24 protein-coding genes and 4 tRNA genes are annotated in these 24,006 nt (G+C 66.7%); 21 read left to right on the plus strand and 7 right to left on the minus strand.

Annotation, left to right across the window (positions count from 1 at the left end):
* Nucleotides 1-65 precede the first annotated feature (65 nt).
* The gene (locus tag NJD74_RS06555) at nt 66-410 is read right to left on the minus strand and encodes a hypothetical protein (protein ID WP_102788284.1); all 345 of its coding nucleotides are present in this window, start codon (nt 408-410) and stop codon (nt 66-68) included.
* 207 nt (nt 411-617) lie between these two features.
* Here NJD74_RS06555 and NJD74_RS06560 point away from each other — a divergent pair.
* The 7 genes from NJD74_RS06560 to NJD74_RS06590 all read left to right on the plus strand — a co-directional run bounded on the left by NJD74_RS06560 (nt 618) and on the right by NJD74_RS06590 (nt 5,885).
* A tRNA-Gly gene (locus NJD74_RS06560) sits at nt 618-693 on the plus strand.
* A 147-nt stretch (nt 694-840) separates the two neighbouring features.
* A tRNA-Gly gene (locus NJD74_RS06565) sits at nt 841-916 on the plus strand.
* 77 nt (nt 917-993) lie between these two features.
* Nucleotides 994-1,067: transfer RNA gene (locus NJD74_RS06570), tRNA-Cys, on the plus strand.
* Nucleotides 1,068-1,199: 132 nt separating this feature from the next.
* The gene (locus tag NJD74_RS06575; protein ID WP_102788285.1) at nt 1,200-2,699 is read left to right on the plus strand and encodes an ATPase domain-containing protein; all 1,500 of its coding nucleotides are present in this window, start codon (nt 1,200-1,202) and stop codon (nt 2,697-2,699) included.
* On the plus strand, nt 2,689-4,743 hold the full coding sequence (locus NJD74_RS06580; protein ID WP_254427778.1) for a PAS domain-containing sensor histidine kinase: 2,055 nt from the start codon (nt 2,689-2,691) through the stop codon (nt 4,741-4,743). Before NJD74_RS06575 ends, NJD74_RS06580 begins: the two co-directional genes overlap by 11 nt.
* A gap of 151 nt (nt 4,744-4,894) precedes the next feature.
* Nucleotides 4,895-5,356, plus strand: coding sequence for a BLUF domain-containing protein (locus tag NJD74_RS06585; RefSeq protein ID WP_046273698.1), 462 nt, complete (start codon nt 4,895-4,897; stop codon nt 5,354-5,356).
* 280 nt (nt 5,357-5,636) lie between these two features.
* On the plus strand, nt 5,637-5,885 hold the full coding sequence (locus NJD74_RS06590) for a hypothetical protein (protein ID WP_019183363.1): 249 nt from the start codon (nt 5,637-5,639) through the stop codon (nt 5,883-5,885).
* A 54-nt stretch (nt 5,886-5,939) separates the two neighbouring features.
* Here NJD74_RS06590 and NJD74_RS06595 read toward each other — a convergent pair whose 3' ends face one another.
* On the minus strand, nt 5,940-7,025 hold the full coding sequence (locus NJD74_RS06595) for a 4Fe-4S dicluster domain-containing protein (protein ID WP_319623852.1): 1,086 nt from the start codon (nt 7,023-7,025) through the stop codon (nt 5,940-5,942).
* Between the two features lie 2 nt (nt 7,026-7,027).
* Entirely contained in the window at nt 7,028-7,321 is a 294-nt protein-coding gene (locus NJD74_RS06600) for a hypothetical protein (RefSeq protein WP_019183361.1), read from the minus strand.
* A 188-nt stretch (nt 7,322-7,509) separates the two neighbouring features.
* On the opposite strand from NJD74_RS06600, the gene NJD74_RS06605 reads away from it, so the two are divergent.
* From NJD74_RS06605 to NJD74_RS06640, 8 genes are all read left to right on the plus strand, one after another.
* On the plus strand, nt 7,510-7,947 hold the full coding sequence (locus NJD74_RS06605; protein ID WP_037553174.1) for a group III truncated hemoglobin: 438 nt from the start codon (nt 7,510-7,512) through the stop codon (nt 7,945-7,947).
* A gap of 44 nt (nt 7,948-7,991) precedes the next feature.
* Complete coding sequence (hemN, locus tag NJD74_RS06610) at nt 7,992-9,401, plus strand: oxygen-independent coproporphyrinogen III oxidase (protein ID WP_319623853.1); 1,410 nt, start codon at nt 7,992-7,994, stop codon at nt 9,399-9,401.
* A 66-nt stretch (nt 9,402-9,467) separates the two neighbouring features.
* A tRNA-Leu gene (locus NJD74_RS06615) sits at nt 9,468-9,554 on the plus strand.
* A gap of 184 nt (nt 9,555-9,738) precedes the next feature.
* Nucleotides 9,739-10,794, plus strand: coding sequence for a TraB/GumN family protein (locus NJD74_RS06620; protein WP_319623854.1), 1,056 nt, complete (start codon nt 9,739-9,741; stop codon nt 10,792-10,794).
* Between the two features lie 109 nt (nt 10,795-10,903).
* Nucleotides 10,904-11,359 (plus strand): BLUF domain-containing protein, encoded by a 456-nt coding sequence (locus NJD74_RS06625; RefSeq protein WP_319623855.1) that lies wholly within the window; start codon nt 10,904-10,906, stop codon nt 11,357-11,359.
* A gap of 303 nt (nt 11,360-11,662) precedes the next feature.
* Nucleotides 11,663-12,949 carry a nucleotide sugar dehydrogenase gene (locus NJD74_RS06630; protein ID WP_319623856.1) on the plus strand — a complete coding sequence of 429 codons (1,287 nt, stop codon included), beginning with the start codon at nt 11,663-11,665 and terminating at the stop codon, nt 12,947-12,949.
* A 31-nt stretch (nt 12,950-12,980) separates the two neighbouring features.
* Nucleotides 12,981-14,603, plus strand: coding sequence for an FMN-binding glutamate synthase family protein (locus NJD74_RS06635; protein ID WP_319623857.1), 1,623 nt, complete (start codon nt 12,981-12,983; stop codon nt 14,601-14,603).
* Nucleotides 14,600-15,079: a GNAT family N-acetyltransferase gene (locus NJD74_RS06640; RefSeq protein WP_102788293.1), complete on the plus strand. Its 480-nt coding sequence runs from the start codon at nt 14,600-14,602 to the stop codon at nt 15,077-15,079. The genes NJD74_RS06635 and NJD74_RS06640 overlap by 4 nt, the downstream gene beginning before the upstream one ends.
* A 104-nt stretch (nt 15,080-15,183) precedes the next feature.
* Here the strand turns inward: NJD74_RS06640 and NJD74_RS06645 are convergent, their stop codons facing one another.
* Together NJD74_RS06645 and NJD74_RS06650 are read right to left on the minus strand one after the other, a co-directional pair.
* A complete protein-coding gene (locus NJD74_RS06645) occupies nt 15,184-16,431 on the minus strand; it encodes a TIGR03862 family flavoprotein (RefSeq protein WP_070470658.1) in 1,248 nt (415 codons plus the stop codon).
* Nucleotides 16,432-16,441: 10 nt separating this feature from the next.
* A complete protein-coding gene (locus NJD74_RS06650) occupies nt 16,442-16,882 on the minus strand; it encodes an FKBP-type peptidyl-prolyl cis-trans isomerase (protein WP_019183352.1) in 441 nt (146 codons plus the stop codon).
* A gap of 67 nt (nt 16,883-16,949) precedes the next feature.
* Between NJD74_RS06650 and NJD74_RS06655 the strand changes: the two genes are divergently transcribed.
* The 4 genes from NJD74_RS06655 (at nt 16,950) to NJD74_RS06670 (ending at nt 19,855) form a co-directional block, all read left to right on the plus strand.
* On the plus strand, nt 16,950-17,315 hold the full coding sequence (locus tag NJD74_RS06655) for a DUF6164 family protein (protein WP_070470656.1): 366 nt from the start codon (nt 16,950-16,952) through the stop codon (nt 17,313-17,315).
* A gap of 49 nt (nt 17,316-17,364) precedes the next feature.
* Nucleotides 17,365-18,117, plus strand: coding sequence for a sulfurtransferase (locus NJD74_RS06660; protein ID WP_046273691.1), 753 nt, complete (start codon nt 17,365-17,367; stop codon nt 18,115-18,117).
* A 138-nt stretch (nt 18,118-18,255) separates the two neighbouring features.
* Nucleotides 18,256-19,248 carry an LLM class flavin-dependent oxidoreductase gene (locus tag NJD74_RS06665; protein ID WP_266084648.1) on the plus strand — a complete coding sequence of 331 codons (993 nt, stop codon included), beginning with the start codon at nt 18,256-18,258 and terminating at the stop codon, nt 19,246-19,248.
* Between the two features lie 97 nt (nt 19,249-19,345).
* On the plus strand, nt 19,346-19,855 hold the full coding sequence (locus tag NJD74_RS06670) for a pyridoxamine 5'-phosphate oxidase family protein (RefSeq protein ID WP_284128093.1): 510 nt from the start codon (nt 19,346-19,348) through the stop codon (nt 19,853-19,855).
* 135 nt (nt 19,856-19,990) lie between these two features.
* On the opposite strand, the gene NJD74_RS06675 is transcribed toward NJD74_RS06670, so the two are convergent.
* Both NJD74_RS06675 and NJD74_RS06680 read right to left on the minus strand, forming a co-directional pair.
* Complete coding sequence (locus tag NJD74_RS06675) at nt 19,991-20,647, minus strand: exopolysaccharide biosynthesis protein (RefSeq protein ID WP_319623858.1); 657 nt, start codon at nt 20,645-20,647, stop codon at nt 19,991-19,993.
* Nucleotides 20,631-21,941 (minus strand): hemolysin family protein, encoded by a 1,311-nt coding sequence (locus NJD74_RS06680; RefSeq protein ID WP_284129607.1) that lies wholly within the window; start codon nt 21,939-21,941, stop codon nt 20,631-20,633. Before NJD74_RS06680 ends, NJD74_RS06675 begins: the two co-directional genes overlap by 17 nt.
* A 282-nt stretch (nt 21,942-22,223) precedes the next feature.
* Here NJD74_RS06680 and NJD74_RS06685 point away from each other — a divergent pair, with 282 nt between their 5' ends.
* Complete coding sequence (locus NJD74_RS06685) at nt 22,224-22,850, plus strand: DUF47 family protein (protein ID WP_019183345.1); 627 nt, start codon at nt 22,224-22,226, stop codon at nt 22,848-22,850.
* 13 nt (nt 22,851-22,863) lie between these two features.
* Nucleotides 22,864-23,985, plus strand: coding sequence for an inorganic phosphate transporter (locus NJD74_RS06690; protein ID WP_019183344.1), 1,122 nt, complete (start codon nt 22,864-22,866; stop codon nt 23,983-23,985).
* The last annotated feature ends 21 nt before the right edge of the window (nt 23,986-24,006 follow it).

The following is a 24,006-nucleotide window of genomic DNA, read 5'->3' on the forward strand; positions in this document are numbered from 1 at the left end:
CGCGAAGGGAAACACCGAAAAAAGCGACCTTCCGGGTCGCTTTTTTCGTATGCGCGTGTCTGCGGTCAGTGGCGCGTTCCGATCCGGACGTTGCACCACGTGCGGATGTTCTCGCGGTCGAACCGCGGGCAGCTGTTCTTGATGGGCAGGTACACGTAGAGCGCCTGCTCCGTGTGCACGAAGTGGTAATAGTTCGTGCGGTCCTTGCCATACAGCCAATAGTTCGATGAGCCCGGGTTGATGACGTAGGGCTCGAACGAGAGGATCGATGATTCGGCCGGGATTATGTTGCTGCTGTCGGTCAGCATCATCCAGGCGTTGGAGAAGCCGTGGGTGGTCGCGCCGACGATGGCGATCGCGCCGACCAGGGCGGCGATGGCGAGGCTGGCAATGCGGAGAGGGCGTGGCATGGGGTGATGATTGGGAATGACCGGGGGAGGGGCAGGCGAGGCCGGCACGCGCGCCGGGGCGGCCCGGGGCAACGCACGGAAATGCAGCAAAAAGGATGTTGACGACGTGAAGGAATTCCGACAGAATAGCGCTCCTTCGACGCAGGTCGAGGGGCCGACAGCCTCCAGCACCCCAGGGTGCGGTGCCGTCGGGGCAAGCGAAAGTCTGCGGGAATAGCTCAGTTGGTAGAGCGCAACCTTGCCAAGGTTGAGGTCGCGAGTTCGAGTCTCGTTTCCCGCTCCAGATTTCGACAGGGCCCCCCTCGGGGCCTTGTTTTTCTCCGCGGTGGCACGCGGGCATCCGGTCCGGAAGCATTGGCCGGGATGTGAAAAAAAGTGTGAAAAAGCTGGTGTGTTTCGAGTGGTTTCGGTAACATGCACGCTTGATTTTGCGGGAATAGCTCAGTTGGTAGAGCGCAACCTTGCCAAGGTTGAGGTCGCGAGTTCGAGTCTCGTTTCCCGCTCCAAATCCTGACCAGGCCCCGTTCTCGGGGTCTTGTTCTATCGGGGCATGCAACACGCCTCCGATGATCGTAGGGTCACCGGCCTGGTGGCAGAGTGGTCATGCAGCGGACTGCAAATCCGCGTACGCCGGTTCAATTCCGACCCAGGCCTCCAAATAGAAAGTAGCCCAGAGCCCGCGCATGCGGGCTTTGTGCGTTGTGGGCCTCCATTCAGTTTCGCAGGGGAGAGCCGACAGGGCCTACACAACCCGCTTCGTATGCTGCGCCCGTCCATATTGGCAGCCTTATGCAGACACAAAAAGCACGCGTAGCGACGGGTATCGAAGGCCTCGACAGCATCCTGGGCGGGGGCTTCCCGCAGGGGCGGCTGTATCTGCTCGAGGGTCCGCCCGGCTCAGGCAAGACCACGCTGTCCCTGCAGTTCCTGCTGCACGGGCTGAGCAAGGGGGAGCGCTGCCTGTACATCACGCTCTCCGAGACGGCTGACGAACTCCGGGAAGTCGCCAACGCCCACGGCTGGTCGCTGGACGGGCTTGACCTGTTCGAGCTGGCCTCGGCCGAGGAAGCACTGGGCGACGGCCGCATGCAGTCGGTCCTGCACTCCTGGGAGGTCGAGCTGGATGAGACGGTCAAGCTGATCCTGGGCGAGGTGGAGCGCATCAAGCCGCACCGGGTGGTGTTCGACTCGCTCTCCGAGCTGCGATTGCTCTCGCAGGATCCGCTGCGCTATCGCCGGCAGATTCTGTCGCTCAAGCAGTTCTTCGCGCCGAAGAGCGCAACCGTGGTGCTGGTCGATGACATGACCGCCTCCGGCGAGGAGCGCGATGGCCAGCTGCACAGCCTGTGTCATGGCGTCGTATCACTGGAACGGCTGACGCTGGATTTCGGTCCGGCCCGGCGGCGGATGCATGTGCAGAAACTGCGCGGGGTGAACTTCACTGCCGGCTACCACGACATGACCATCCGCGAGGGCGGTCTGGAGGTGTTCCCGCGACTGATCGCTTCGGACCACCACGCCAAATTCAACGGTACCCCGATCAGCAGCGGGGTGGGCGAGATCGACAGCCTGCTCGGTGGTGGACCGCTGCGGGGCACCAGCACGTTGCTGACCGGCCCGGCCGGCAGCGGCAAGACCAACGTGGCGCTGCAGTATGTGTGGGCCGCGTGCGAGCGCGGTGAGCATTGCTGCATCTTCGAATTCGATGAGCGCATCGGCACCTTGCTGGCCCGCGCGGAGTCATTGGATATCGACCTCAGCAAACATCTGGAGACGGGGCTGCTGGAGATCCAGCAGGTGGACCCGGCCGAGATCTCGCCGGGCGAGTTCGCCTGGAACATGCAGCGTGCGGTGGAAGAACGTCAGTGCCGCCTGCTGGTGATCGACAGCCTCAACGGCTACGTCACGGCGATGCCGCAGGAAAAGCAGCTGATGCTCCAGCTGCACGAGATGCTGTCCTATCTCAACCAGAAGGGCGTGGCGACCATCCTGATCAATCCGCAGCATGGCCTGGTCGGCACCATGTCCACGGGCAATCTCAACGTGTCCTACATCGCCGACTCGGTCGTACTGTTCCGCTTCTTCGAGTCGCAGGGGCGGATCCGCAAGGCGATCTCGGTGATCAAGAACCGCGGCGGTGCGCACGAAAACACGATCCGCGAGCTGAACATCGACGGCAAGGGCATTTCGCTCAGTGCGCCCCTCAACGAGTTCAAGGGGATCCTGACCGGCACGCCGGAATTCGTGGGCAATACGGCGCATCTGCTCGGCCACACCCGTGCAGACTGACGCCACGTCCGGCGTGGTGCACATCGTTGCACCGTTCGGGCGTGATGCGCCGAGCATCGCTGCCGTGCTCAACGCCGCCGGGTTGCGGACCACGATCCAGGAAAGCCTGGCGCGGTTGGCCGATGCGCTCGATGACGAGGTGGGCGCGGTGGTGGTCACCGAGGAGGCCGTGGCGAAAGGCACGGCTGCCCTGCTCGAGCCCCTGGCCCGGCAACCGACCTGGTCGGATATTCCCTTCATCCTGCTGCGGTCCCCGCGCTCGCAGAAGCGGCCATTGGCCGACGCCGGCCTGCAGCTGGCGATCAACATCATCGAACTGGACCGGCCACTGGGCAGCAGCTCGCTGCTGAGTTCGGTGCGCAGTGCGCTGCGCGCGCGCGACAAGCAGTTCCTGGTGCGTGACCAGATGCGGGCGCTGGCCGATGGGCGTGCCGCGCTGGAGCGCAGCGAAGCCGAACTGCGCCTGGTGGCCGACGCGATGCCGGTGCTGATCGCCTTCATCGACCGTGACCTGAATTACCGCTTCGCCAACAAGGCGTATGAAGCCTGGTTCGAGCGGCCGGTTTCGGACGTGATCGGCAGGCGCGTGCCCGACGTGTTCGGGCAGGAAGTGTGGACCAGTCGCCGGCCGTTGATCGAACGTGCGCTGGCCGGCGAGCACATCGTGTTCGAGGCGAACTGGCCGTTCAGTGATGGCCGGCGGCGCGACAGTGAGATCCGCTACTCGCCACGCGTTGATGCGGATGGAACGCCGGACGGGTTCCATGTGTTCGTCACCGACATCACCGCCTCCAAACTGGCCCTGGAGACCAGCCAGCAGCACGCGCTGGATTTGGAGGCGATGGTGGCCGAGCGCACCGCCGAACTGGAACACCAGATGGCCGCGCGCGAAGCCAGCGAAGCCGCACTGCGCCAGTCGCAGAAGATGGATGCGATCGGCCAGCTCACCGGCGGCATCGCGCATGACTTCAACAACATGCTGACCGGCATCCTGTCCTCGCTGGACATCATGCGCATGCGCGTGGAAATGGGGCGCATGGAGGGGTTGGAACGGTTCCTGGATGCCGCCACCGCCTCCAGCCAGCGTGCGGCCGCGTTGACCCAGCGCCTGCTGGCGTTCTCGCGCCGGCAATCGCTGGATTCGAAAACCGTCGAACTCAACGCACTGGTGGGGTCGGTCCAGCACCTGCTGCGCAGCACCCTGGGGGAAACGATCCGCATCCAGATGGTGACCAGCGATACCCCGCTGCGCGCGAACCTGGACAGCAACCAGTTTGAAAGCGCGCTGCTCAATCTGGCCATCAACGCACGCGATGCCATGCCCGATGGTGGAGAGTTGCGGCTGCGCACCTCGCATGTGCATGTCGCCGAGGCGGAGGTGCCGACCGTCCCGGCCGGCGAGTACGCCGTGGTGGCCGTGTCCGATACCGGCACCGGCATGCCGCCGGAGGTGGTCGAACGGATCTTCGAGCCGTTCTTCACCACCAAGCCGATCGGCAAGGGCACCGGGCTGGGCATGTCGATGATCTACGGCTTCATGCAGCAGTCCGGGGGCCACATCACCGTGGACTCCACGCCGGGGCAGGGCACGACGGTGTCCTTGTTCATGCCGGTGGTGCACGACCCGGCCGAGGATGAGGACACGCCGAACGCGCAGGCGGTATCGCTTGGCGCCGGGCAGTCGATCCTGGTGGTGGAGGACGACGAGCAGGTGCGGATGCTGGTGACGGTGGTGCTTGAGGATCTCGGGTATACCGCCGAGGTGGTCGGCGACGCCGATGGCGCCATTCCCATCCTCGGCTCGTCGAAGAAGATCGACCTGCTGATCACCGATGTCGGGCTGCCCGGTCTCAATGGACGGCAACTGGCGGAAATCGCGCGGCAGACGCGGCCATCCCTGCCGGTGCTGTTCATGACCGGCTACGCGGAGAAGGCGCAGGAACGCTCGGCGTTCCTCGACAACGGCATGGCGATGATCGCCAAGCCATTCCTGCTCGATGCGTTCAGTGAGGCAGTACGTAGTTCGATCGCCACGCGGCAGTGAGTGCGCGTGGCTGCCTGCGGCGGCCTGGGGGACGAAACCGCCGCGCGATGGAAACTTTCGGTTGCAGCGTCATCTGAATGCTTCAGCGAGCGGCTTTATTTAGATACCTGAAAGTGCCAGCATAGGGCTTTGAGAATGTCGGAGTTTACCCATGCCCTTATGCGCGATCGCGTATGTCAGCGACGTTGCGGGCCCGCTGTCTGCGGCGCATCTTGACGCCCTTGTCGAGGATGCCATCCGCTTCAACAGTCTGGCGGGGGTGACCGGCGTACTGCTGTGCGACGGCAGTCGTTTCCTGCAGTACTTTGAAGGTCCCGATGACGGGGTGTCGGCGGTGCATGAGCGGGTGTTGCAGGCACGGAGCCATCGCGCCATCCACAAGCTCGGCCACGCGCGCGTACCGCAGCGCTTTTTCCCGTACTGGAGCATGCGCTGGCTGGGCGTGGAGCCTGCCTTGATCGAGGTGCTCTCGGCAGGTGACTGGGAGGCGTTCGCAGACCGTATCGCCGGCGGCGCGCCGGCGGGCAGCGGGATGGAGCGGCTGCTGCAGTTCGTCGCCCCGCACCTGCCCGGGCAGGCCGCGTCACAGCCGGTGCGCTCGGCAGCGGAATGAGATGACCCCTGCAGCGTTTACCCGCAGGGGCTGATACCAGGGGGAGCCGGCCAGAGGCGGAGTATCCGCCGCCGCGCTGACATGCTGCTGTCAATATGCGCCCTGCATGATGCAGATACGGGCGCAGGCGCGAGATGAACGATTCATCAGGGGCGTCGCCTTTGGCCGTGTGGTAATTGACTTAATGCGAAGGAAGTGCAAATTTTAAGTGAACCCGAAGTGACTCCGCCCCTGAGGGGGTTTTGTCGTCCCTGAAGCAAGCAAGTCCCACGGAGGTCGTATGGAATACGGCGAACATGACTTGGCTGACGGAGTGCGAACCGAGCTGGAAGCCAGCTACGTGAAACATGGCTGCGGCCCGGAATTCTGGTCCACCTACCAGCGCGTGCTGGAGCGACTGGTCCCACCGGCGCAGGGCACCGCGCGAACCCGTGTCACCAATGAACTGGCGTTGATCATCGAACAGTTGGGGATCGTGCGGCGCGCCCAGTTGGTGCCCCCACGCAGTGCGCGACCGCGCGCTCGCTGAAACCGGGTCGGGGGACCGGGAATCGGGACGGGGACAACCGCCAGCGCGGCGCCACTACAGGTAATGGAGACCGATGCCCAGCAGGGCCAGCAGCGTGCTGGCCGCGGCAAGCGTGCGCGGGCGGATCCAGCGTGACGGGCCTTGCTGCATGGCTGACGGGCTGGCACGGCGGATCAGACCGGTCGGGAACTGCCAGGCACGCATGCGCGCATCGCAGGCGTCCTGGCAGTCGCCACAGCCGATGCAATCGGCATGCGGCCCGGCGCGCACGTCCAGCGCCATCGGACAGACGGTGACGCAGTCCCCGCAATCCAGGCAATCGCCGAGCCGATCGGCGCTGAAGTGCGGCATGGGGCCGGCGATGTCCTCATGCGCGGCGCGGAACGCGTAATCGCTGGCGCTGGTGGGGTCGAGCAGTCCGCGGCCGCGGGCCTGCACGCCACCCAGCCCTGCCACGCGCGGGCCGCGCGGTTCACCGCGGCGCGCGTGATAGTGCATGCGCGGCGTGTCGCTGTCGCAGAACATGCCGTGGACGCGCGCATACGGGCACAACTCGCGACAGACATGTTCACGCAGGAAGCCCGCGTTGCCCCAGGTGGCGGCGGCGTAGAACAGGATCCAGAACGTTTCCCAGCCGCTCCAGGCCGGCGGCCACGGCGTGCCGACCAGACCGTGGATCGGGCTGAAAAAGCCCACGAAGGTGATGCCGGTCCACGCGGCCACCAGCAGCCACAGCAGATGCTTGGCCGCGCGCGCCGGTGCGGCCGGCAGGCAGTGCGCGGCGGCCTGTTCGATCCAGCGGAACAATCGGCTCCACAAGGTCTGCGGGCAGGCATGGCCGCACCAGACCCGGCCAGCCAGGTTGGTCAGCAGCACCAGGGTGGTGGCCAGCACGGCGGCCAGCCCCAGCAGGATGCCCACGTCCTGCGGCCAGAGCGTCCAGCCGAACAGATCGAAACGGCGCGCGGTCAGGTCGAACAACAGTGCCTGGCGGCCCTCCCAGCGCAGCCACGGCAGGGCATAGAAGCCGGCCAGCAGCAGCGCCGACAGCAGCGGCCGCCAGCGCAGTGGCGCGCGGCGAACGGTGGGCGGCGGTGCCGGTGGTGGATCGACAAGATGCAGGGCGAGGCGGTCTGTCATGGTCACCCCAGCGGCAGATCGTCGTCGTCGCCGGGCATTGGCCGCAGCAGGTACCAGGTGATCGTGCTGGCGGCGGCGGTGACCGCCCAGAACATGAAGAACCCCAGTGTGTAGCCCAGTTCGCGGCTGATCTCGTGTTGCGGGAAGGTGATGTCGCGCAGGCGCAGCGGGTCGACGAACGCGAAGAAGACCACGCTGGCCAGGCCGGCTGCGACGAAACTGGGCCACAGGATGGCGCCCCATTGCTGGATCAGCCGTCGGCGGCTGCCGTCGGGCGGGTCATGCAGGTCGTTCATTGCGGCCACGGTCAGGAGGAGGGGGCAGGGCGCGGCTATACTTCGCGCCGACCGGGGGCCGGGATCGCGGGTGCGCGCTTCCTGTCGAGCTCCCAGACTAGAAGGCTTCGCGACGGCCTTCATTGATTCTGATCAAGGCAGCGGCACGCGCTGCCGCCGATGCTGGGCGTTGCCGCCCGAGGATGTTCATGGCCGATCCCACCGACAACGCGCTGCCTCTCCCTGCGCCGGACCTGTGCAGCGAAGAGGAGGTCACCCGGCTGGTGCATGACTTCTATGCGCGCGTCCGCGAGGAGCCGCGGCTGGGGCCGGTCTTCGCGGCACGGATTCACGACTGGGATGCGCACCTGGCCCAGCTGGTCGATTTCTGGTCGGCGATGCTGCGCGGCACGCGCCGCTTCAAAGGCGCGCCGATGCCCAAGCACATGGCCATGGATGAGCTCGACCGCGATCTGTTCGACCGCTGGCTGGCCCTGTTCCGGCAGACGACCGCCGAATGTGGCAATCCGCCGATGCAGCGGCTGGCCGATGACGTTGCCGGGCGGATCGCCGATACGTTCTGGCGTCGCTTCCAGATGCTGCGTTGGCCCAGCCTGCCGCTGGTCGGCCGCCAGGGCCTGAATTGATCTGACGCAATGCGTGCGCGCCCGCGCGCGTGCACGCTGGCGGCATGGATACTTTCTCGCCTGCCGCCGCCGGGCTTGCCTGGCACTTCGACCCCGAGCTGCTGCGCCGCCACGACCGGCCCGGGCCGCGCTACACCTCCTATCCGACCGCGCCGCACTTCCATGACGGGTATGGCGAGCTGGCCCTGCGCGAGGCCATCGCCGGCAGCAACCGGCTCGGCCGGCCGCTGTCGCTGTATGTGCACGTGCCTTACTGCAGCAGCCCATGCTTCTACTGCGGCTGCAACCGTGTCATCACCCGCGACCACAGCAAGGGCATCAGCTACGTCGCCCGCGTGCTGAGCGAGGCGGACCTGATGGCGCCGCAGTTCGATCCGGCCCGCGAAGTGATCCAGCTGCACCTCGGTGGCGGCACGCCGAACTTCCTGGCGCCAGCGCAGATGCGCGAGCTGCTTGAGGGGCTGCGCGAGCGCTTCAATTTCAGCACTGCGACCGCACGCGATTTCTCCATCGAACTGGACCCGCGCTTCGTCACCCGCGCCGACATCGCCGGCTTGGCCGCGCTGGGCTTCAACCGCGCCAGCCTGGGCGTGCAGGATTTCGATCCGGACGTTCAGAAGGCGATCAACCGCGAGCAGGGCGTGGAGGCCACCCTGGACATCCTGCGCGCGTGCCGCGAGTACGGGCTGCGTTCGGTCAATGTCGATCTGATCTATGGCCTGCCGAAGCAGACGCTGGCCGGCTTCGCGCAGACACTGGAAACGGTGTTGCGTGAGCGCCCCGATCGCCTGGCGGTGTACGGCTATGCCCACCTGCCGCACCTGTTCCGCGCGCAGCGCCAGATCGCCGATGCGGATCTGCCCGGTCCCGACCAGAAGCTCGCGCTGCTCGGCCTGGCGGTGCAACGGCTTTCCGAGGCGGGCTATCAGTACATCGGCATGGACCACTTCGCATTGCCGGAGGAGGATCTGTCGCGGGCACAACGCGCGGGCCAGCTGCACCGCAATTTCATGGGCTACACCACGCATGCCGATACCGATCTGGTCGGCCTGGGCGCCAGCGCGATCAGCCACATCGGCGACACCTACAGCCAGAACCCGCGCGAGCTGCCGGCCTGGGAGGCGGCCGTCGATGCAGGGCGCCTGCCGGTCTGGCGTGGCCTGCAGCTGGACGAGGACGACGTACTGCGCGCCGAGCTGATCGGCCAGCTGATGTGCCAGGGCGAAGTGGATGGCGCCGCGCTGGCAGCACGGCATGGCGTGGACTTCGAGGCGTATTTCGCCGACGGGCTGCGCGCGCTGGCCACGCTGCAGGCCGACGGCCTGGCCGACTACGCGCAGGGCGTGGTGCGCGCCAGCGAACGCGGGCGCCCGCTGCTGCGGCTGCTGGCGATGTGCTTCGACCGTTATCTCGCGCAGCCGGACCAGCCGGTGCGGTATTCCAGGGCGATCTGAGTGCCGTCGCCCCGGCGTGCGTGCATTCCAAAACCGGGCGCGATCAGGCACCCTATGCGCGCCGTTGCCCGGGTGGCGAAACTGGTAGACGCATCGGACTTAAAATCCGCCGGGGGCGACCCCATGCCGGTTCGATTCCGGCCCCGGGCACCAAGGCTTCCCCTTGGCGTGGGTTCTGATCGCGCTGCGATCGACGCACGCCGGTGATGATTCAACGCGAGGGCAGCCAACCGGCTGCCCTTGTTCGTTGCAGCCGGCGTTCCGGTGCAACGCAAACTTTACGCAGCCGGCCGCGCGCCGCCGTACGCTGCGCAGCAACTCACTTCGGAAAGGTCACATGGCCAACGCAGGACGTGCAGGGAGCGCACTGGTGTGGGGCATGGCAGTGCTGCTCGGCGGCGCGGTCCATGCCAATGCCCAGGTCCATGCGCCGGCGCAGGAACCGGTACCGGTACCGGCGCAGACGGCGGGCGAGGTGACCGACCTTGCCCCGGTGCTGGTCTCCGGCGTGCAGCCGGGGCCGGGCATGTGGCAGGTCCGCAACAGCCAGGGGCACACACTGTGGATTCTCGGCACGGTCTCGCCGCTGCCGGCCAAGCTGGACTGGCGCGCCGACGAGGTGCAGGCGGTGATCGCCAGCGCCCAGGAGGTGCTCGGCTCACCCGGCTGGACGCTGGATGCCGATGTGGGGTTCTTCCGCCGCCTGACCCTGGCGCCTGCGGCGATGAAGGCGGCGCGCGATCCTGACGGACGCACGCTGCGCGAGGTCCTGCCGCCCGATCTCTATGCACGCTGGGCGCTGCTCAAGCAGCGTCACATCGGGCGCGACAATGGCATCGAGAAAGACCGCCCGCTGGTGGCCGCTACGCAGTTGTACGCCGCCGCCCTCAAGGATGTGGGGCTGGGCCGATCCTCGCCGGTCTCCAGGATCATCGAGAAGGCCAGCAAGGCACACGGCCTCAAGCCGGTGTCGACCCAGGTCACGATCAAGATCGCCGACCCCCGGCAGGCGTTGAAGGAAGTGCGTGGGACAGCCCTGCAGGACGTGGAATGCTTCCGGCGCACGCTGGAGGTGATCGAGCACGGGCTGCCGCTGCTGGCCGAGCGCGCCAATGCCTGGGCCGTGGGTGATATCCAGGCGCTGCAGCGCCTGGCAGTGAAAGGGCAGTACGTGGCCTGCGTGGATGCGGTGGCCAACAGTGACTTCGGGCGCCGCCGCGGCCTGACCGACGTCGATGCCCAAGCTCACCGCAAATGGATCTCCATGGCCAGCGACGCGCTGGCACGCAACGCGGTGACCTTCGCGACGGTGCCGGTGACTTCGCTGGTCACGCCCGGCGGCTATATCGATCAGCTGCGCGAGCGTGGATTCGAGGTGCAGATCCCGGAATGACGCATGCGCCGGCGCGCTTTTCCGGAACGGGATGGCAGACACAGTCGATGTCTACCCAGTGCGAATACTTCATGGCATAGTCAGCTTCAGTTCATTCCGGAAATCCTTCATGCCGCTGCATGCGGTCGCTTATGTCAGCGACGCTGTCGATGGAATCGAAACGTCTGATATCGATCAGATCCTGCGCGCGGCATCGGGATTCAATAAAGTGGCCGGCGTCACCGGCGTGCTGATGTTCGACGGGCGTCGGTTCCTGCAGTATTTCGAAGGTCCGGAGGATGGCGTGGATTCGGTGTTCCAGCGGGTGTTCAACGCGCGCATCCATACCAACCTGCGTGAGCTTGCGCGCGGGACGGTCGGTGCCCGCCACTTCCCCCGCTGGACGATGGCCTCCGCAGCAGTGGAGCCCGAAGCACTGGCGCGCATCATCGATGCGCCCTGGCACGGATTTCTGGCCGGCCTGCCCGCAGCGGGCGACACGCCCACGGGGTTTGGCTGTCTGCTTGCGGCGTGGACCGGTGTCTCCGGCGAGTTGGAACCGGCTGCGGTGACGCTGGGTTCGTAACGCAGAACAACGCTGGCCGTAACACAATGATCACGGTTGCCCGCCTATCCTCTTCCTACCAGCTGTGACCAGTCTTGCGGGGTTTGCCCTTGGAGGCTGTCTGAAAGGGTAGTAACCGCAGCTGGACCATTATTCCTTTGGCCGTCGTCCGTACTCTCCGCGGGCGGCGGCTTTGTTCTTTGTGGGGCAGGGGCTGGCGCGTTAGGCTTGCATGACCTGTATCCCGGCTCCGTATCGCATGACGTATCCCCTGATGACGCCCCGCCTGCTGGCCGGCCCGGTTCCGCGATGCGGAGCCGAGCGATGACCCAGGCCATTTCCGCCGCGGCCGCGCCGCGCATCGGCGTCATCGGGCTCGGCTATGTCGGGCTGCCGTTGACAGTGACCTTCGGCCGGCAGCAGGCCACGGTGGGCTACGACATCGATAGCGCGCGGGTCGCCGAGCTGCAGCGTGGCCTGGACCACACGCTGGAACTGGAGGCCGATGAGCTCGCTGCCGCTGTGCATGCGCATTACAGCGCCGATCCCGCCGATCTGGCCGCCTGCAATGTGTACATCGTGACCGTGCCGACCCCGATCGATGCGCATGAGCAGCCCGATCTGGGGCCGCTGCGCAGCGCCAGTACCTTGATTGCCGGCCTGCTCAAGCGCGGCGACATCGTGATCTATGAATCCACGGTCTATCCCGGTACCACCGAGGAAGTCTGCGTCCCCCTGCTCGAGGAAGGGTCGGGGCTGCGCTTCAACGAGGATTTCTATTGCGGTTACAGCCCGGAGCGGATCAACCCGGGCGACCGCGAGCGGCGGCTGCCGGACATCCGCAAGATCACCTCCGGCTCGACGCCCGAGGTCGCCGCGGTGGTCGATTCCCTGTACAAGAGCATCATCACCGCAGGCACATGGCCGGCACCGTCGATCCGCGTGGCCGAAGCCGCCAAAGTGATCGAGAACATCCAGCGCGACGTCAACATCGCCCTGGTCAACGAGCTGGCGCTGATCTTCGATCGGCTCGGCATCGATACCCAGGATGTGCTGGACGCGGCCGGCAGCAAGTGGAACTTCCTGCCGTTCCGGCCCGGCCTGGTCGGCGGCCACTGCATCGGCGTGGATCCGTACTACCTGCTGCACAAATCCGAGAGCGTGGGCTATCACCCCGATCTGATCCACACCGCGCGCCAGGTCAACAACCGGGTCGGCGAGCACGTCGCACAACGCGTGCTGGCGCTGCTGGCATCGCGCCGCATCGATGTCGCCCAGGCCCGGGTGCTGGTGCTGGGCGTCACCTTCAAGGAGAACTGCCCGGACCTGCGCAACAGCCGCGCGCTGGAACTGGCGCAGCGCCTGCAGGCCAGTGGGGCCCGGGTGGACGTGCAGGACCCGTGGGTCGGTCCGGCGGCACTGGCCGATGCCGGCGTGCGTTGGGTCGACGCCCCGGATGCGGGCGGGTATGACGCGGTCGTGCTCGCCGTGGCGCACGATCGTTTCCGTGCCCTGGATGCGGCGCAGGTGCGCGCGTTGTTGGCACCGGGTGGCGTGGTGTACGACGTCAAATCCGTATGGCCCCGGGAAGTGGTGGACGACCGCCTGTAGACTCGTTGGCAGCTATTGATTGAGGAAAGCCATGCACCGCTATCTCGCGTATCTGCTCGCCATCCTGCTGTTCCCGGTCTGCCTGTGGTTGGGCACGATCTGGCCCGCCTGGTACTGGGGCGTGGGGGTGACGGCCCTGCTGGTGGTGCTGGGCACGTGGGACATGCTGCAGAAGCGCAGCACGCTGCGGCGCAACTACCCGGTGATGGCGCACTTCCGCTACGGGCTGGAATCGATCGGGCCGGAGATCCGCCAGTACTTCGTGCAGAGCGATCTGGAAGACGTGCCGTTCTCGCGCCAGCAGCGTGCCCTGATCTACCAGCGCTCCAAGAATGAAATGGACGTGGTGCCATTCGGTACGCTGCGCAGCACGTATGCGGTGGATTACGAATGGATCAACCACTCGCTGGCGCCGACCGAGATCGGCCACCACGATTTCCGCATCCAGATCGGGCCCAACTGTGCCAAGCCGTACTCGGCCAGCGTGTTCAACATCTCTGCGATGAGCTTCGGCTCGTTGTCGGCCAACGCGATCCGCGCACTGAACGAAGGCGCGCGCCGCGGCAGCTTCTACCACGACACCGGCGAAGGGTCGATTTCTCCCTATCACCGCGAAATGGGCGGTGACCTGGTCTGGGAAATCGGCTCGGGCTACTTCGGTTGTCGTGACGAGGCCGGCGGCTTCAGTGAAGAGAAGTTCGTCGCCAACGCGAACCATGATCAGGTCAAGATGATCGAGATCAAGCTCTCGCAGGGCGCCAAGCCTGGCCACGGCGGCGTCTTGCCGGCGGCCAAGGTCAGCGAAGAGATCTCGATCACCCGTGGCGTGCCGATGGGCGTGGATTGCGTGTCGCCCTCCAGGCACAGCGCGTTCAATACCCCGGTCGAGCTGCTGCAGTTCGTCGCGCGGCTGCGCGAGTTGTCCGGCGGCAAGCCGGTCGGCTTCAAGCTGGCCATCGGCCACCCGTGGGAGTGGTTCGGCATTGCCAAGGCGATGCAGGAAACCGGGCTGCTGCCGGACTTCATCGTCGTTGACGGCGCCGAGGGCGGGACCGGCGCCGCACCGGCCGAGTTCATCGATCATGTTGGCGTGCCGATGCACGAAGCCCTGCTGCTGGTGCACAACACCCTGGTCGGGCTGGACCTGCGCGACCGCATCCGCGTGGGTGCGGCCGGCAAGGTGACCAGCGCGTTCGAGATCGCGCGCACCATCGCGCTGGGCGCGGACTGGTGCAACGCCGGCCGTGGTTTCATGTTCGCGCTGGGCTGCATCCAGTCGTTGAGCTGCCACAGCGACAAGTGCCCGACCGGCATCGCCACCCAGAACCCCAATCGCTGGCGGCACCTGGATGCGGCCGACAAGGCCACGCGCGTGCACAGCTACCACGAGAACACGCTGCGCGCGTTGCGCGACCTGCTGTGCGCGGCCGGCCTCAACGATCCCTCCGAGCTGGGGCCGGAGCACATCCTGCGCCGGGTCTCGCCGGTGGAAATCCGTTCGCTGGCCTCGTTGTATCGCTATCTTGCGCCCGGTGAACTGCTGCGCAAGGTGCCGGACCACGCGGTCTTCCACGATTACTGGGCCGATGCGCGCAGCGACTCGTTCCAGCCACCAGCGCGCATCCAGGCGCTGCGCGCGAGCAAATCGCGATGACGGGCGATCGTGCAGTGCGCTTGCGGGTCGGCCGCGCCGACGAGGCGGACCGGCTGTGGGTACTGCGCACCCGCTGCGTCCGCGAACTGTGCAGTACGGCGTATCCGCCGGAGGTAATTGCCCCATGGTCGGCCTCGCCGCCGCCGCAACACTACCGCGCGCTGCTCGCCGGCGGTGGCGGTGTGATTGCCGAAGACGCCGAGGGTGCGCTGCTGGGCTACGGCGTGATCGATCTGGCCGGCAACGAGGTTGATGCGTTGTTCGTCGATCCCGACTGCGGCGGCCGTGGCATCGGCCTGACCCTGATGCAGGCGATGGAGGCGTTGGCCGACCCTGCGCGGCCGCTGGTGCTCTCGGCCTCGCTCAACGCGGTGCCGTTCTATCAGCGCTGTGGTTTTGAGGCGCTGCGCGAGGAGAGCTACCCACACCCCAGCGGCGTCGCACTCGCGTCGGTGCGGATGCAGCGCACGCGTTGATGCCGGCCAGTGGCCGGCACCACCCGGACGCCGCGCTGAGCCGCGCCGAGCGCCTGTCAGGGCACGTCACTGGTAGTGCCGGCCGCTGGCCGGCACCTCGCGATCTATCCCTGCGCCAGCCAGGCCACCACGCCACGCCCGGCGCGCAGCCCGCTGGCGTAGCACGCGGTGAGCAGGTAGCCGCCGGTCGGTGCTTCCCAGTCCAGCATCTCGCCCGCACAGAACGTGCCCGGCCGTGCGCGCAGCATCAACTGCGTATCCAGTGCCTCCAGGCGCACGCCACCGGCGGTGCTGATGACTTCATCGATCGGACGCGGTCGTTCCAGGGCCAGTGGCAGCCGCTTGAGCGCGTGCGCGATCTGCGCCAGCGGCAGCTGCCCGGCCTCGCGGCCCAGCACCTCGAACAGCAGGGCGGACTTCACCCCGCCCAGCCCGAGCTGGCGACGCAGGACCTCGCCGAAACTGCGGCCCTGGCGCGGCTTGCCAAGCTTCTCCAGCACCTGCGCTTCGGTCTGGCCCGGCAGCAGGTCCAGCTGCAGTTCCACCTGGCCGTCGCGGGCCAGGCTGTCGCGCAGATCGGCCGACAGCGCGTAGATGAGGCTGCCTTCGATGCCGGTCGCCGTGATCACGCACTCGCCCTGCAGTGAGCGCGGTTCGCCCTTCAGGTCGGTCCAGTGCGCCACCACCGGCTTGAGCGGGGCGCCGGCCTGGCGTTCGCTGAAGTAGGGCGTCCAACCGATGTCAAAGCCACAGTTGGCTGGCTGCAGCGGGGCGATGTCGATGCCGGTGGCGGCCATCGGCGCCATCCACGCGCCATCCGAGCCCAGTTCCGGCCAGCTGCCGCCGCCGAGCGCGAACACTACCGCGTCGGCCGTCACCGTCGTTTCGCCATCGGGCGTCTGGAAGCGCAGCGCGCCCGCGTCATCCCAGCCGGTCCAGCGATGCTGCACGTGGAAGCGCACGCCCTGTTCCTTCAGCCGGCGCACCCAGCCGCGCAGCAGCGGCGCGGCCTTGCGGTCCACCGGGAACACACGGCCGGAACTGCCCACGTAGGTTTCCACGCCGAAGTCCAACGCCCAGGCGCGCAGCGCCTCGGCATTGAAATCGGCCAGCCACCCGCCCACCGCCTCCGCGCGCTCGCGGTAGCGCGAAACGAACACGTCAGGCGCGTCGGAGTGGGTCAGGTTGAGGCCGCCCTTGCCGGCGATCAGGAACTTGCGACCGGGCGAGCCCTTGGCCTCGTACAGATCGACGGCGTGGCCGGCAGCGCGCACGGTTTCAGCCGCCATCAGGCCGGCGGGGCCGCCGCCGATGATCGCGACCCGGCGTGGGGTGGTCAGGGCAATGCTCATGCAGGCAGGATCAACGCGGCTTGACGTCGAGCAGCTCGACATCGAACACCAGCGAGGAGTTCGGCGCGATCGGGCCGGCGCGACGGGCGCCATAGCCGTACTCGGCCGGAATCATCAGCGTGCGCTTGCCGCCCACCTTCATGCCCGCGAAGCCTTCGTCCCAGCCCTTGATGACCTGGCCCTGGCCCAGGTCGAAGCTGAAGGGCTCGCCACGGTCCACCGAGCTGTCGAACTTGTCACCGTGCTTGTCGGCGGTGCGCTCGTCGTAGATCCACCCGGTGTAGTGCACCGTGACCTTGCTGCCCGGCGTGGCCTCGGCGCCGGTGCCCGGCTGGGTGTCGATCTTCTCGAACTGCGCGATGCTGCCACCGGGCGGCGGGCCGGGCGGGGTGCAGGCGGCCAGCAGCGACAGCATCAGGGGGGCGAGCAGGTAACGCGGCAGACGGCGCATGGGCGGGCTCCGGATCCAAAAAACGGGGACGCAAGGGTAGCGCATCGCCGGGCGCTATCATGGGCGCATGTCGAAACTGCTGCTCAACCTGCGCAATGTCGCGGACGATGAAATCCAGGATGTCACCGCCCTGCTGGACAAGGCGGGCATTGCCCATTACCGCACCGAGCCCAGCCCGTGGGGCATCTCCTTCGGCGGCATCTGGGTGCGCGACAACGAGGATCACCCGCGGGCCAAGGCCTTGATGGCCGACTACCAGCAGACGCGCGGCGAGCGCGTGCGCGGCGAGCGTGAGGCCGCGCTGCGCGAGGGCACGGCCGAGACCTTCGGCAGCCTGATCCGGCGCCGCCCGGTGTTCGTGGTCACGGTGCTGGTCGGGATGGCCGTCGCGGCCGCGCTGGTGCTGCTGCCGTTCGTGCTGCTGCGCGGCTGATTCCGGCGCGGCTCAGGCGTCGCGGCCGCCCAGCGGCTAAAATGGCGGGATGATCGCCAATACCGCCGCCTACCACTTCACCCCCGTCGCCGACCCGGACGCGCTGTGCGCGACCCTGCTGGAGCGGGCCACCGCCGCGCAGCTGCGCGGCACGATCCTGGTAGCGGGCGAGGGCATCAACCTGTTCCTGGCCGGGGCGGAGCAGGCAATCGATGGCTTCTACACCGCCCTGCGGGCCGATGCCCGGTTTGCCGGGCTGCGGGTGAAGACCAGCTACAGCCACATGCAGCCCTTTGCCCGGCTCAAGGCCAAGGTCAAGCCGGAGATCATCAGCTTCCGCATCGACGACGGCCAGCCGCTGGCCTACCCGCGCGCCCCGTCGATCGACCCGGCCACGGTGCAGCGCTGGCTGCGCCAGGGGCATGACGACGCCGGCAAGCCGGTGGTGATGCTGGACACCCGCAACACCCAGGAGATCGAGTACGGTACCTTCCAGGACGCGCTGGTGCTGCCGATCACCAAGTTCACCGATCTGCCCGACGCGCTGGCCCCGCACCGTGAGGCGCTCAAGGACAGCACCGTGGTCAGCTTCTGCACCGGCGGCATCCGCTGCGAGAAGGCGGCCCTGTGGATGCGCAATGACGGCATGGACAACGTGCTGCAGCTGGACGGCGGCATCCTGGGCTATTTCGAGGCCGTGGGCGGCGAGGGCTATGACGGCCGCTGCTTCGTGTTCGACGAGCGCGTGGCGCTGGACGCGGCCCTGCAGCCGCTGGTGGACCAGGACGCTGACGCCGCCTGAGCCGTCTTCACGGCGTTGATTGTCCTGAATCGTCGCGAGACGGAAATCAGCGTCTTGCCACCCGTGCCTTGTGGGCGGTGGCAAACCGCGCGGACAGCCCCATCTCAGTGAGATATCTCCTGGTTGGAACGAGCATTCATGATGCAGCTGTCGATTCTTGATCTGGCGCCGGTCTGCGAAGGCAGCGACACCACGCAGGCCTTCGCCAACATGCTGGACCTGGCCCAGCACGCCGAAGGCTGGGGTTTCCATCGCTATTGGCTGGCCGAGCACCACAACATGCCCGGCATCGCCAGCGCCGCCACTGCCGTGCTGATCGGCCATGTGGCCGGGGGCACCAAGCGCATCCGTGTCGGTGCCGGCGGCATCATGCTGCCCAATCACTCGCCGCTGCAGGTGGCCGAGCAGTTCGGCACGCTGGCTTCGCTGTACCCGGACCGCATCGATCTGGGCCTGGGCCGCGCGCCCGGCACGGACCAGCCGACCGCCCGCGCACTGCGCCGCTACTTCGACAGCGCCGACCAGTTCCCGCAGGACGTGCGCGAGCTGCTGCACTACTTCGAACCGGCCCAGAAGGGCCAGGCCGTGCGCGCCGTGCCCGGCGCCGGCATTCCGGTGCCGGTGTGGCTGCTGGGCTCGAGCCTGTTCAGTGCGCGCCTGTCGGCGGCGATGGGCCTGCCGTTCGCCTTCGCCTCGCACTTCGCCCCCGACGCGATGGATGAAGCGCTGGCGGTCTACCGCCGCGAATTCCGTGCCTCGCAGTATCTGCAGGCGCCGTATGCGGTGCTGGGCCTGAACGTGGTGGCCAGCGATTCGGAAGCTGACGCCAAGCGGCTGTTCACCACCCAGCAGCAGAGTTTCGTCAATCTGCGCCGTGGCCTGCCGGGCCTGATTCCGCCGCCGATCGACGACATCGAAGCGTTCTGGCAGCCGCACGAAAAGGCCGGCGTGCAGAACGCGCTGGCCTGCGCAGTGGTCGGTGACGTGAAGCAGGTGCAGGAAGGGCTGGCCGCGTTCGTGGCGCGGCACAAGCCTGACGAAGTGCTGGTCACCGCCAACATCTACGACCATGCCGCGCGCAAGCGTTCGTTCGGGCTGGCGATGCAGGCATGGCGCGCACTGCAGGCGTAATGCCCACGGCGCATGCGAAGAAGGTGTGACCGCGCGGTTCACGTCGCCGTAGCCGCCGATCGGCTGTGATGGTGGCTCCCCTTGCAGGAGCCACCCCATGGCCGAGCACGATCGTCAGCAGCACATCAAACAACTGGCCGAACTGATCCGCGGCGTGGACATCGCGATGTTCACCACGGTCGGTGTGGACGGACGCTTGTTCAGTCGTCCGCTGGGCACGCAGGAAGTCGAGTTCGATGGCGACCTGTGGTTCGCCACCGGCGCCGACAGCCCGAAGATCGCGGAAATCACCGCCAACCCGCGCGTCAACGTGGCCTACGCCTCGCCCTCGGGCAATACCTATGTCTCGGTCTCGGGTACCGCGCGGGTGGTCCATGACCGCGCCAAGATCGACGAACTCTGGTCGCCGGCGATGAAGATCTTCTTCCCGGGCGGCAAGGACGACCCGAACCTGCGCCTGATCCACGTCAGCGCCGAATCGGCCGAATACTGGGATGGCCCGGGTGGCCTGCTCGGCAAGGCCCTGTATTTCGTGCTGTCGGCCGTCACCGATGACCCGGGCGCGATGTCCGACACTGGCACGGTGGATCTCAAGCCCGGCGCGTAGGTGCCGACCCGGTAATTCGGTGGGTACGGACCGTGGGTCGGTACTTCAATGGCAGGTACCGACCGTGCGTCGATAATTCGGCAGGTACCCACCGTTGGTGGGTAATTCGGTAGGTACCGACCGTTGGTCGGTACTTCAGAACCAGCGTTGGAACAGGTCCACCGTGTAGCCCACCAGGTGGCCCGAACTGAAGCCGAAGAACAGCACGGCAGCCACCGCCCCGACCCAGTTGACCAGCATCAGCACGCCGTCGCGTTCCAGCAGCGCCAGCGCGAACAGCAGCAACTGGAAGCCGAACAGATAGTTGGTGAGCGGGATCGGCAGCGACAACAGCACGCCGATCAGGATCAGCAGCAGGCCGCTGAATGCATGGGCGGGCAGCGGCACCAGCAGTCCGGCCATCCGCGGTTTTAGCAGGCGGTCCAAGCGCCGCAGTGGGCCGTCGATGCGCTCCAGGAAGCGATGCATGGTGCCGCGCTTGGGCCCACGGTTGCGGATGAAGCCCGGCAGCCACGGCCGGCGCATGCCGCACAGCATCTGCGCACCGATCAGGACCACCAGCGGCCCACTGACCGCGCCGCCGATCCCGGGAATCGGAATGAAGGCCGGCAGGATCGCCACGAACAGGAACACGCCGAACGCGCTCTGCTGCAGATCCTGCAGGATCTGGCCCAGCAGCAGCCGTTCCTCCGGGTCACCGTGGTCGAACATCGCCAGGAGGGTACGGATCCCCTCGTTGCGGTACTGCGGCCGCGTCGGATCCGGCGGCGTCGGCTCAGCCGGTGATGTCATCGGTTTCGTCTTCGCTCAGGGTGCGCAGCAGCAGCTTGTCGACGCGGGCACCGTCAAGATCGACGATCTCGATGCGCCAGCCGGCCCAATCGAAGTACTCGCCCGCATGCGGGATGCGGCCGAAATAATGGATGCACATGCCGGCCAGCGTGTAGTAATCGCCATCGTCGGCATCGGGCAGCTCAGCGTTGCCCATCAGTTCGCGCAGGTCCTCGATCGACAGCGAGCCATCGACCAGGAACGAGCCGTCCTCACGGGTCACGACCAGTGCGTCCTCGTCCACGTTCTCCACCGACTGCAGGCGGCCGACCACCGCGCCCATCAGGTCGCTGATGGTGACCAGGCCCTGGATCTCGCCGTACTCGTCCACCACCAGCGCCATCGACTGCTGCTCCTCGCGGAAGATCTCCAGCAGCTTCATCGCGTGGGTGGACTCGGAGACGTACAGCGGCTCGCGCAGGTTCTGGAACAGCGAATGGTCATCGCGCACCAGGCGCGTCACCAGGCTTTTGACTTCCAGCACCCCGACGATGTCCTGGTCGTTGTCGCGGAACACCGGGTAACGGGAGAACTCGTTCTCGCGCATGGTGGCGATGTTCTTCTCCGGCGCGGCCTGCGTATCCAGCCAGGCGATCCGGTTGCGCGGGGTCATCAGGCTGTCGGCGGTGCGGTCGCCCAGGCGCATGACGCGGTTCATCATGTCGCGCTCGTGGGCGTCGATCACGCCGGCTTCGTGGCTCTCGGCCACCAGCATGCGGATCTCTTCTTCGGTGACCGACGCGGCCTCATCCTTGCCCAGGCCGAGCACGCGCAGCACCAGCCGGGTGCTGTGGGAGAGCAGCCACACGAACGGGAAAGCGATCCGGGACAGCCAGCCCATCGGCCAGGCGACCAGCCCGGCGATGTCTTCCGAACGGGTGATGGCCAGTCGTTTGGGGACCAGTTCACCGAAGATCAGCGTCAGGAAGGTAATCAGGGCAACCGCCAGCGCCTTGCCAACTTCACTGGAGTAGGCGAAGGCCGGGACGATGCCGTGCAGCCACTCGGCGATGGCCAGGCCGATCGCCTCACCGCCGAACACGCCGGTCAGGATGCCGATCAGGGTGATGCCGATCTGGACCGTGGACAGGAAGCTCTCGGGCTTTTCAGACAGTTCAAGCGCGCGCTCGGCGCGTTTGCTGGAGGCGGCCATCTGCTTGAGGCGGCTCTTGCGCGAGGTCATGACCGACATTTCGGACATGGCGAAGAAGCCGTTGAGCAGGATCAGGGCAAGGACGATAAGCAGTTCAAACACGGGCTTCATCCCCGGTTGGTGGCAGGGAGGGCGTGTTCAAGCGATGTCGGCTACCGGAGGGCGCGTAAGCGCGGCGGTGCGGCGGGGGGTAAGGGTCGTCGTCCATAGAGTGCACCCGAAGGTGCCCGCGCATCTTAACAAAAGGCCGGGGCAGGGATGCAATCAGGGTCGTTCAGGCAGGGCCGTGGGAGCGTGAAGATGACAGGGAGTACCCGGATTGGACATCAAACCGTCATAATTCCGCCCGGTGCCGTCCTTCCTCGACGGCGAATAGGTTTCTCAATGTTCTCTCTGCAGACCATTTTTGGCTCCGGCAAACAGTTCTACACCCTGCTGGACGAGGCTGCCCAGGCCGCCCAGGACAGCGCCAAGGCGCTGCACGCGATGCTGCGCGAAGCGGACCGCCAGCCGGCGCTGGACGCCTTCAAGCTGGCCCGCCTGCGCGAGCGCGCCGCCTCGGACAAGATCAGCCAGGCGCTGGTCGACAGCTTCATGACCCCGATCGAGCGCGAAGACATCGAAGCGCTGGGCTCGGCGCTGTACAAGATTCCCAAGCAGATCGAGAAGTTCGCCGATCGCTATTCGCTGGCCACCCAGCACTTGGAACACATCGATTTCGCGCCCCGCGCGGCGATGCTGGAGCAGGCCGCCAGCGTGGTGGTGGAGATGGTGGGCGACCTGCGCCACATGAACCTGGACCGGATGACCGCGCTCAACGAGAAGCTGCGCTCGCTGGAGAACGAAGCCGACCGCCTGATGCTCGAGCTGTACCGCGACATCTATTCCGGCCGCCTGGACAGCCTGCAGATGTTCCTGCTGAAGGAGTTCTTCGAGATCCTGGAAAAGGCCATCGATCGTTGCCGCGAGGCCGGCGTGGTCGCCTACCAGATCGTCTTGAAGAACAGCTGACGGACGCCACAGCATGCTGACCCTTGTCCTGGTGGTGATCCTGGCCGCGCTCGTCTTCGAGTTCATCAACGGCTTCCACGACACCGCCAACTCCATCGCCACCGTGGTGGCGACCAAAGTGCTCTCGCCCGGCTGGGCGGTGATGCTGGCGGCCTTCATGAACCTCATCGGTGCCCTGACCGGCACCGCCGTGGCGCTGACCATCGCCTCGGGCCTGCTCAACACCAACGTGGTCGATGTGACCCCGCAGGTGATCCTGTGCGCGCTGCTGGGCGGCATCATCTGGAACCTGATCACATGGTGGAAGGGGCTGCCGTCCTCGTCCTCGCATGCCCTGATCGGCGGCCTGTGCGGCGCCGGCCTGGCCGCTGCCCATAACAACTGGGACGCGCTGATCTGGTCCGAGCGCATCGGCACCTGGGCCCAGAACAAGGGCCTGCTGTGGAAGGTGTTCCTGCCGATGATCACCTCGCCGATCGCCGGCTTCCTGCTCGGCATCGCGGTGATGCTGCTGCTGTGGGCGATCATCGCGGGCATGGCCAAGGTGGGCGGGTTCATCGGCCGGCTGGCGCGCCCGCGCATCGTCAATGCGTTCTTCGGCAAGGCCCAGATCGCCTCGGCGGCCTACATGGGCTTCGCGCACGGCCACAACGATGCACAGAAGACCATGGGCATCATCGCCATGACGCTGATCGGTGCCGAAGCGACCGGTGCCCTGAACGACCTGCCGTCCTGGCTGGCCTTCATGCACCCGGACGCGAGCGCCGGCGACGGCATCGCCATGTGGATCGTGCTGACCTGCGCCGTGGTGATGGCCGCCGGTACCGCCTCGGGCGGCTGGAAGATCATCAAGACCCTGGGCCACAAGATGGTCAAGCTGCACCCGATCCACGGCTTCGCCGCGGAAACCAGCTCGGCCACCATCCTGACCCTGGCCGCGCACTTCGGTATGCCGGTCTCGACCACCCACAGCATCTCCACCGCGATCATGGGCGTGGGCTTTGCCAAGAACCCGCGTTCGCTGCGCTTCGGCGTGATCGAGCGCATCGTGTGGGCGTGGATCCTGACGATCCCGGCCGCCGGCGGCTGTGCGTACCTGATCCTGCGCCTGTTCGAACTGTTCGGCTGGGCCTGACCGGTCCGCACGGTTGAACAT

The sequence above is a fragment of the Stenotrophomonas sp. RG-453 genome, assembly GCF_033843685.1.
GTDB lineage: Bacteria > Pseudomonadota > Gammaproteobacteria > Xanthomonadales > Xanthomonadaceae > Stenotrophomonas > Stenotrophomonas bentonitica_A.

Bases quoted from the DNA above. Each gene is read 5' to 3' on its own strand.
- NJD74_RS06555 (WP_102788284.1), bottom strand. From the start codon at position 410: ATGCCACGCCCTCTCCGCATTGCCAGCCTCGCCATCGCCGCCCTGGTC.
- NJD74_RS06575 (WP_102788285.1), top strand. From the start codon at position 1,200: ATGCAGACACAAAAAGCACGCGTAGCGACGGGTATCGAAGGCCTCGAC.
- NJD74_RS06585 (WP_046273698.1), top strand. From the start codon at position 4,895: ATGCCCTTATGCGCGATCGCGTATGTCAGCGACGTTGCGGGCCCGCTG.
- NJD74_RS06590 (WP_019183363.1), top strand. From the start codon at position 5,637: ATGGAATACGGCGAACATGACTTGGCTGACGGAGTGCGAACCGAGCTG.
- NJD74_RS06595 (WP_319623852.1), bottom strand. From the start codon at position 7,025: ATGACAGACCGCCTCGCCCTGCATCTTGTCGATCCACCACCGGCACCG.
- NJD74_RS06600 (WP_019183361.1), bottom strand. From the start codon at position 7,321: ATGAACGACCTGCATGACCCGCCCGACGGCAGCCGCCGACGGCTGATC.
- NJD74_RS06605 (WP_037553174.1), top strand. From the start codon at position 7,510: ATGGCCGATCCCACCGACAACGCGCTGCCTCTCCCTGCGCCGGACCTG.
- hemN (WP_319623853.1), top strand. From the start codon at position 7,992: ATGGATACTTTCTCGCCTGCCGCCGCCGGGCTTGCCTGGCACTTCGAC.
- NJD74_RS06620 (WP_319623854.1), top strand. From the start codon at position 9,739: ATGGCCAACGCAGGACGTGCAGGGAGCGCACTGGTGTGGGGCATGGCA.
- NJD74_RS06625 (WP_319623855.1), top strand. From the start codon at position 10,904: ATGCCGCTGCATGCGGTCGCTTATGTCAGCGACGCTGTCGATGGAATC.
- NJD74_RS06630 (WP_319623856.1), top strand. From the start codon at position 11,663: ATGACCCAGGCCATTTCCGCCGCGGCCGCGCCGCGCATCGGCGTCATC.
- NJD74_RS06635 (WP_319623857.1), top strand. From the start codon at position 12,981: ATGCACCGCTATCTCGCGTATCTGCTCGCCATCCTGCTGTTCCCGGTC.
- NJD74_RS06640 (WP_102788293.1), top strand. From the start codon at position 14,600: ATGACGGGCGATCGTGCAGTGCGCTTGCGGGTCGGCCGCGCCGACGAG.
- NJD74_RS06645 (WP_070470658.1), bottom strand. From the start codon at position 16,431: ATGAGCATTGCCCTGACCACCCCACGCCGGGTCGCGATCATCGGCGGC.
- NJD74_RS06650 (WP_019183352.1), bottom strand. From the start codon at position 16,882: ATGCGCCGTCTGCCGCGTTACCTGCTCGCCCCCCTGATGCTGTCGCTG.
- NJD74_RS06655 (WP_070470656.1), top strand. From the start codon at position 16,950: ATGTCGAAACTGCTGCTCAACCTGCGCAATGTCGCGGACGATGAAATC.
- NJD74_RS06660 (WP_046273691.1), top strand. From the start codon at position 17,365: ATGATCGCCAATACCGCCGCCTACCACTTCACCCCCGTCGCCGACCCG.
- NJD74_RS06665 (WP_266084648.1), top strand. From the start codon at position 18,256: ATGATGCAGCTGTCGATTCTTGATCTGGCGCCGGTCTGCGAAGGCAGC.
- NJD74_RS06670 (WP_284128093.1), top strand. From the start codon at position 19,346: ATGGCCGAGCACGATCGTCAGCAGCACATCAAACAACTGGCCGAACTG.
- NJD74_RS06675 (WP_319623858.1), bottom strand. From the start codon at position 20,647: ATGACATCACCGGCTGAGCCGACGCCGCCGGATCCGACGCGGCCGCAG.
- NJD74_RS06685 (WP_019183345.1), top strand. From the start codon at position 22,224: ATGTTCTCTCTGCAGACCATTTTTGGCTCCGGCAAACAGTTCTACACC.
- NJD74_RS06690 (WP_019183344.1), top strand. From the start codon at position 22,864: ATGCTGACCCTTGTCCTGGTGGTGATCCTGGCCGCGCTCGTCTTCGAG.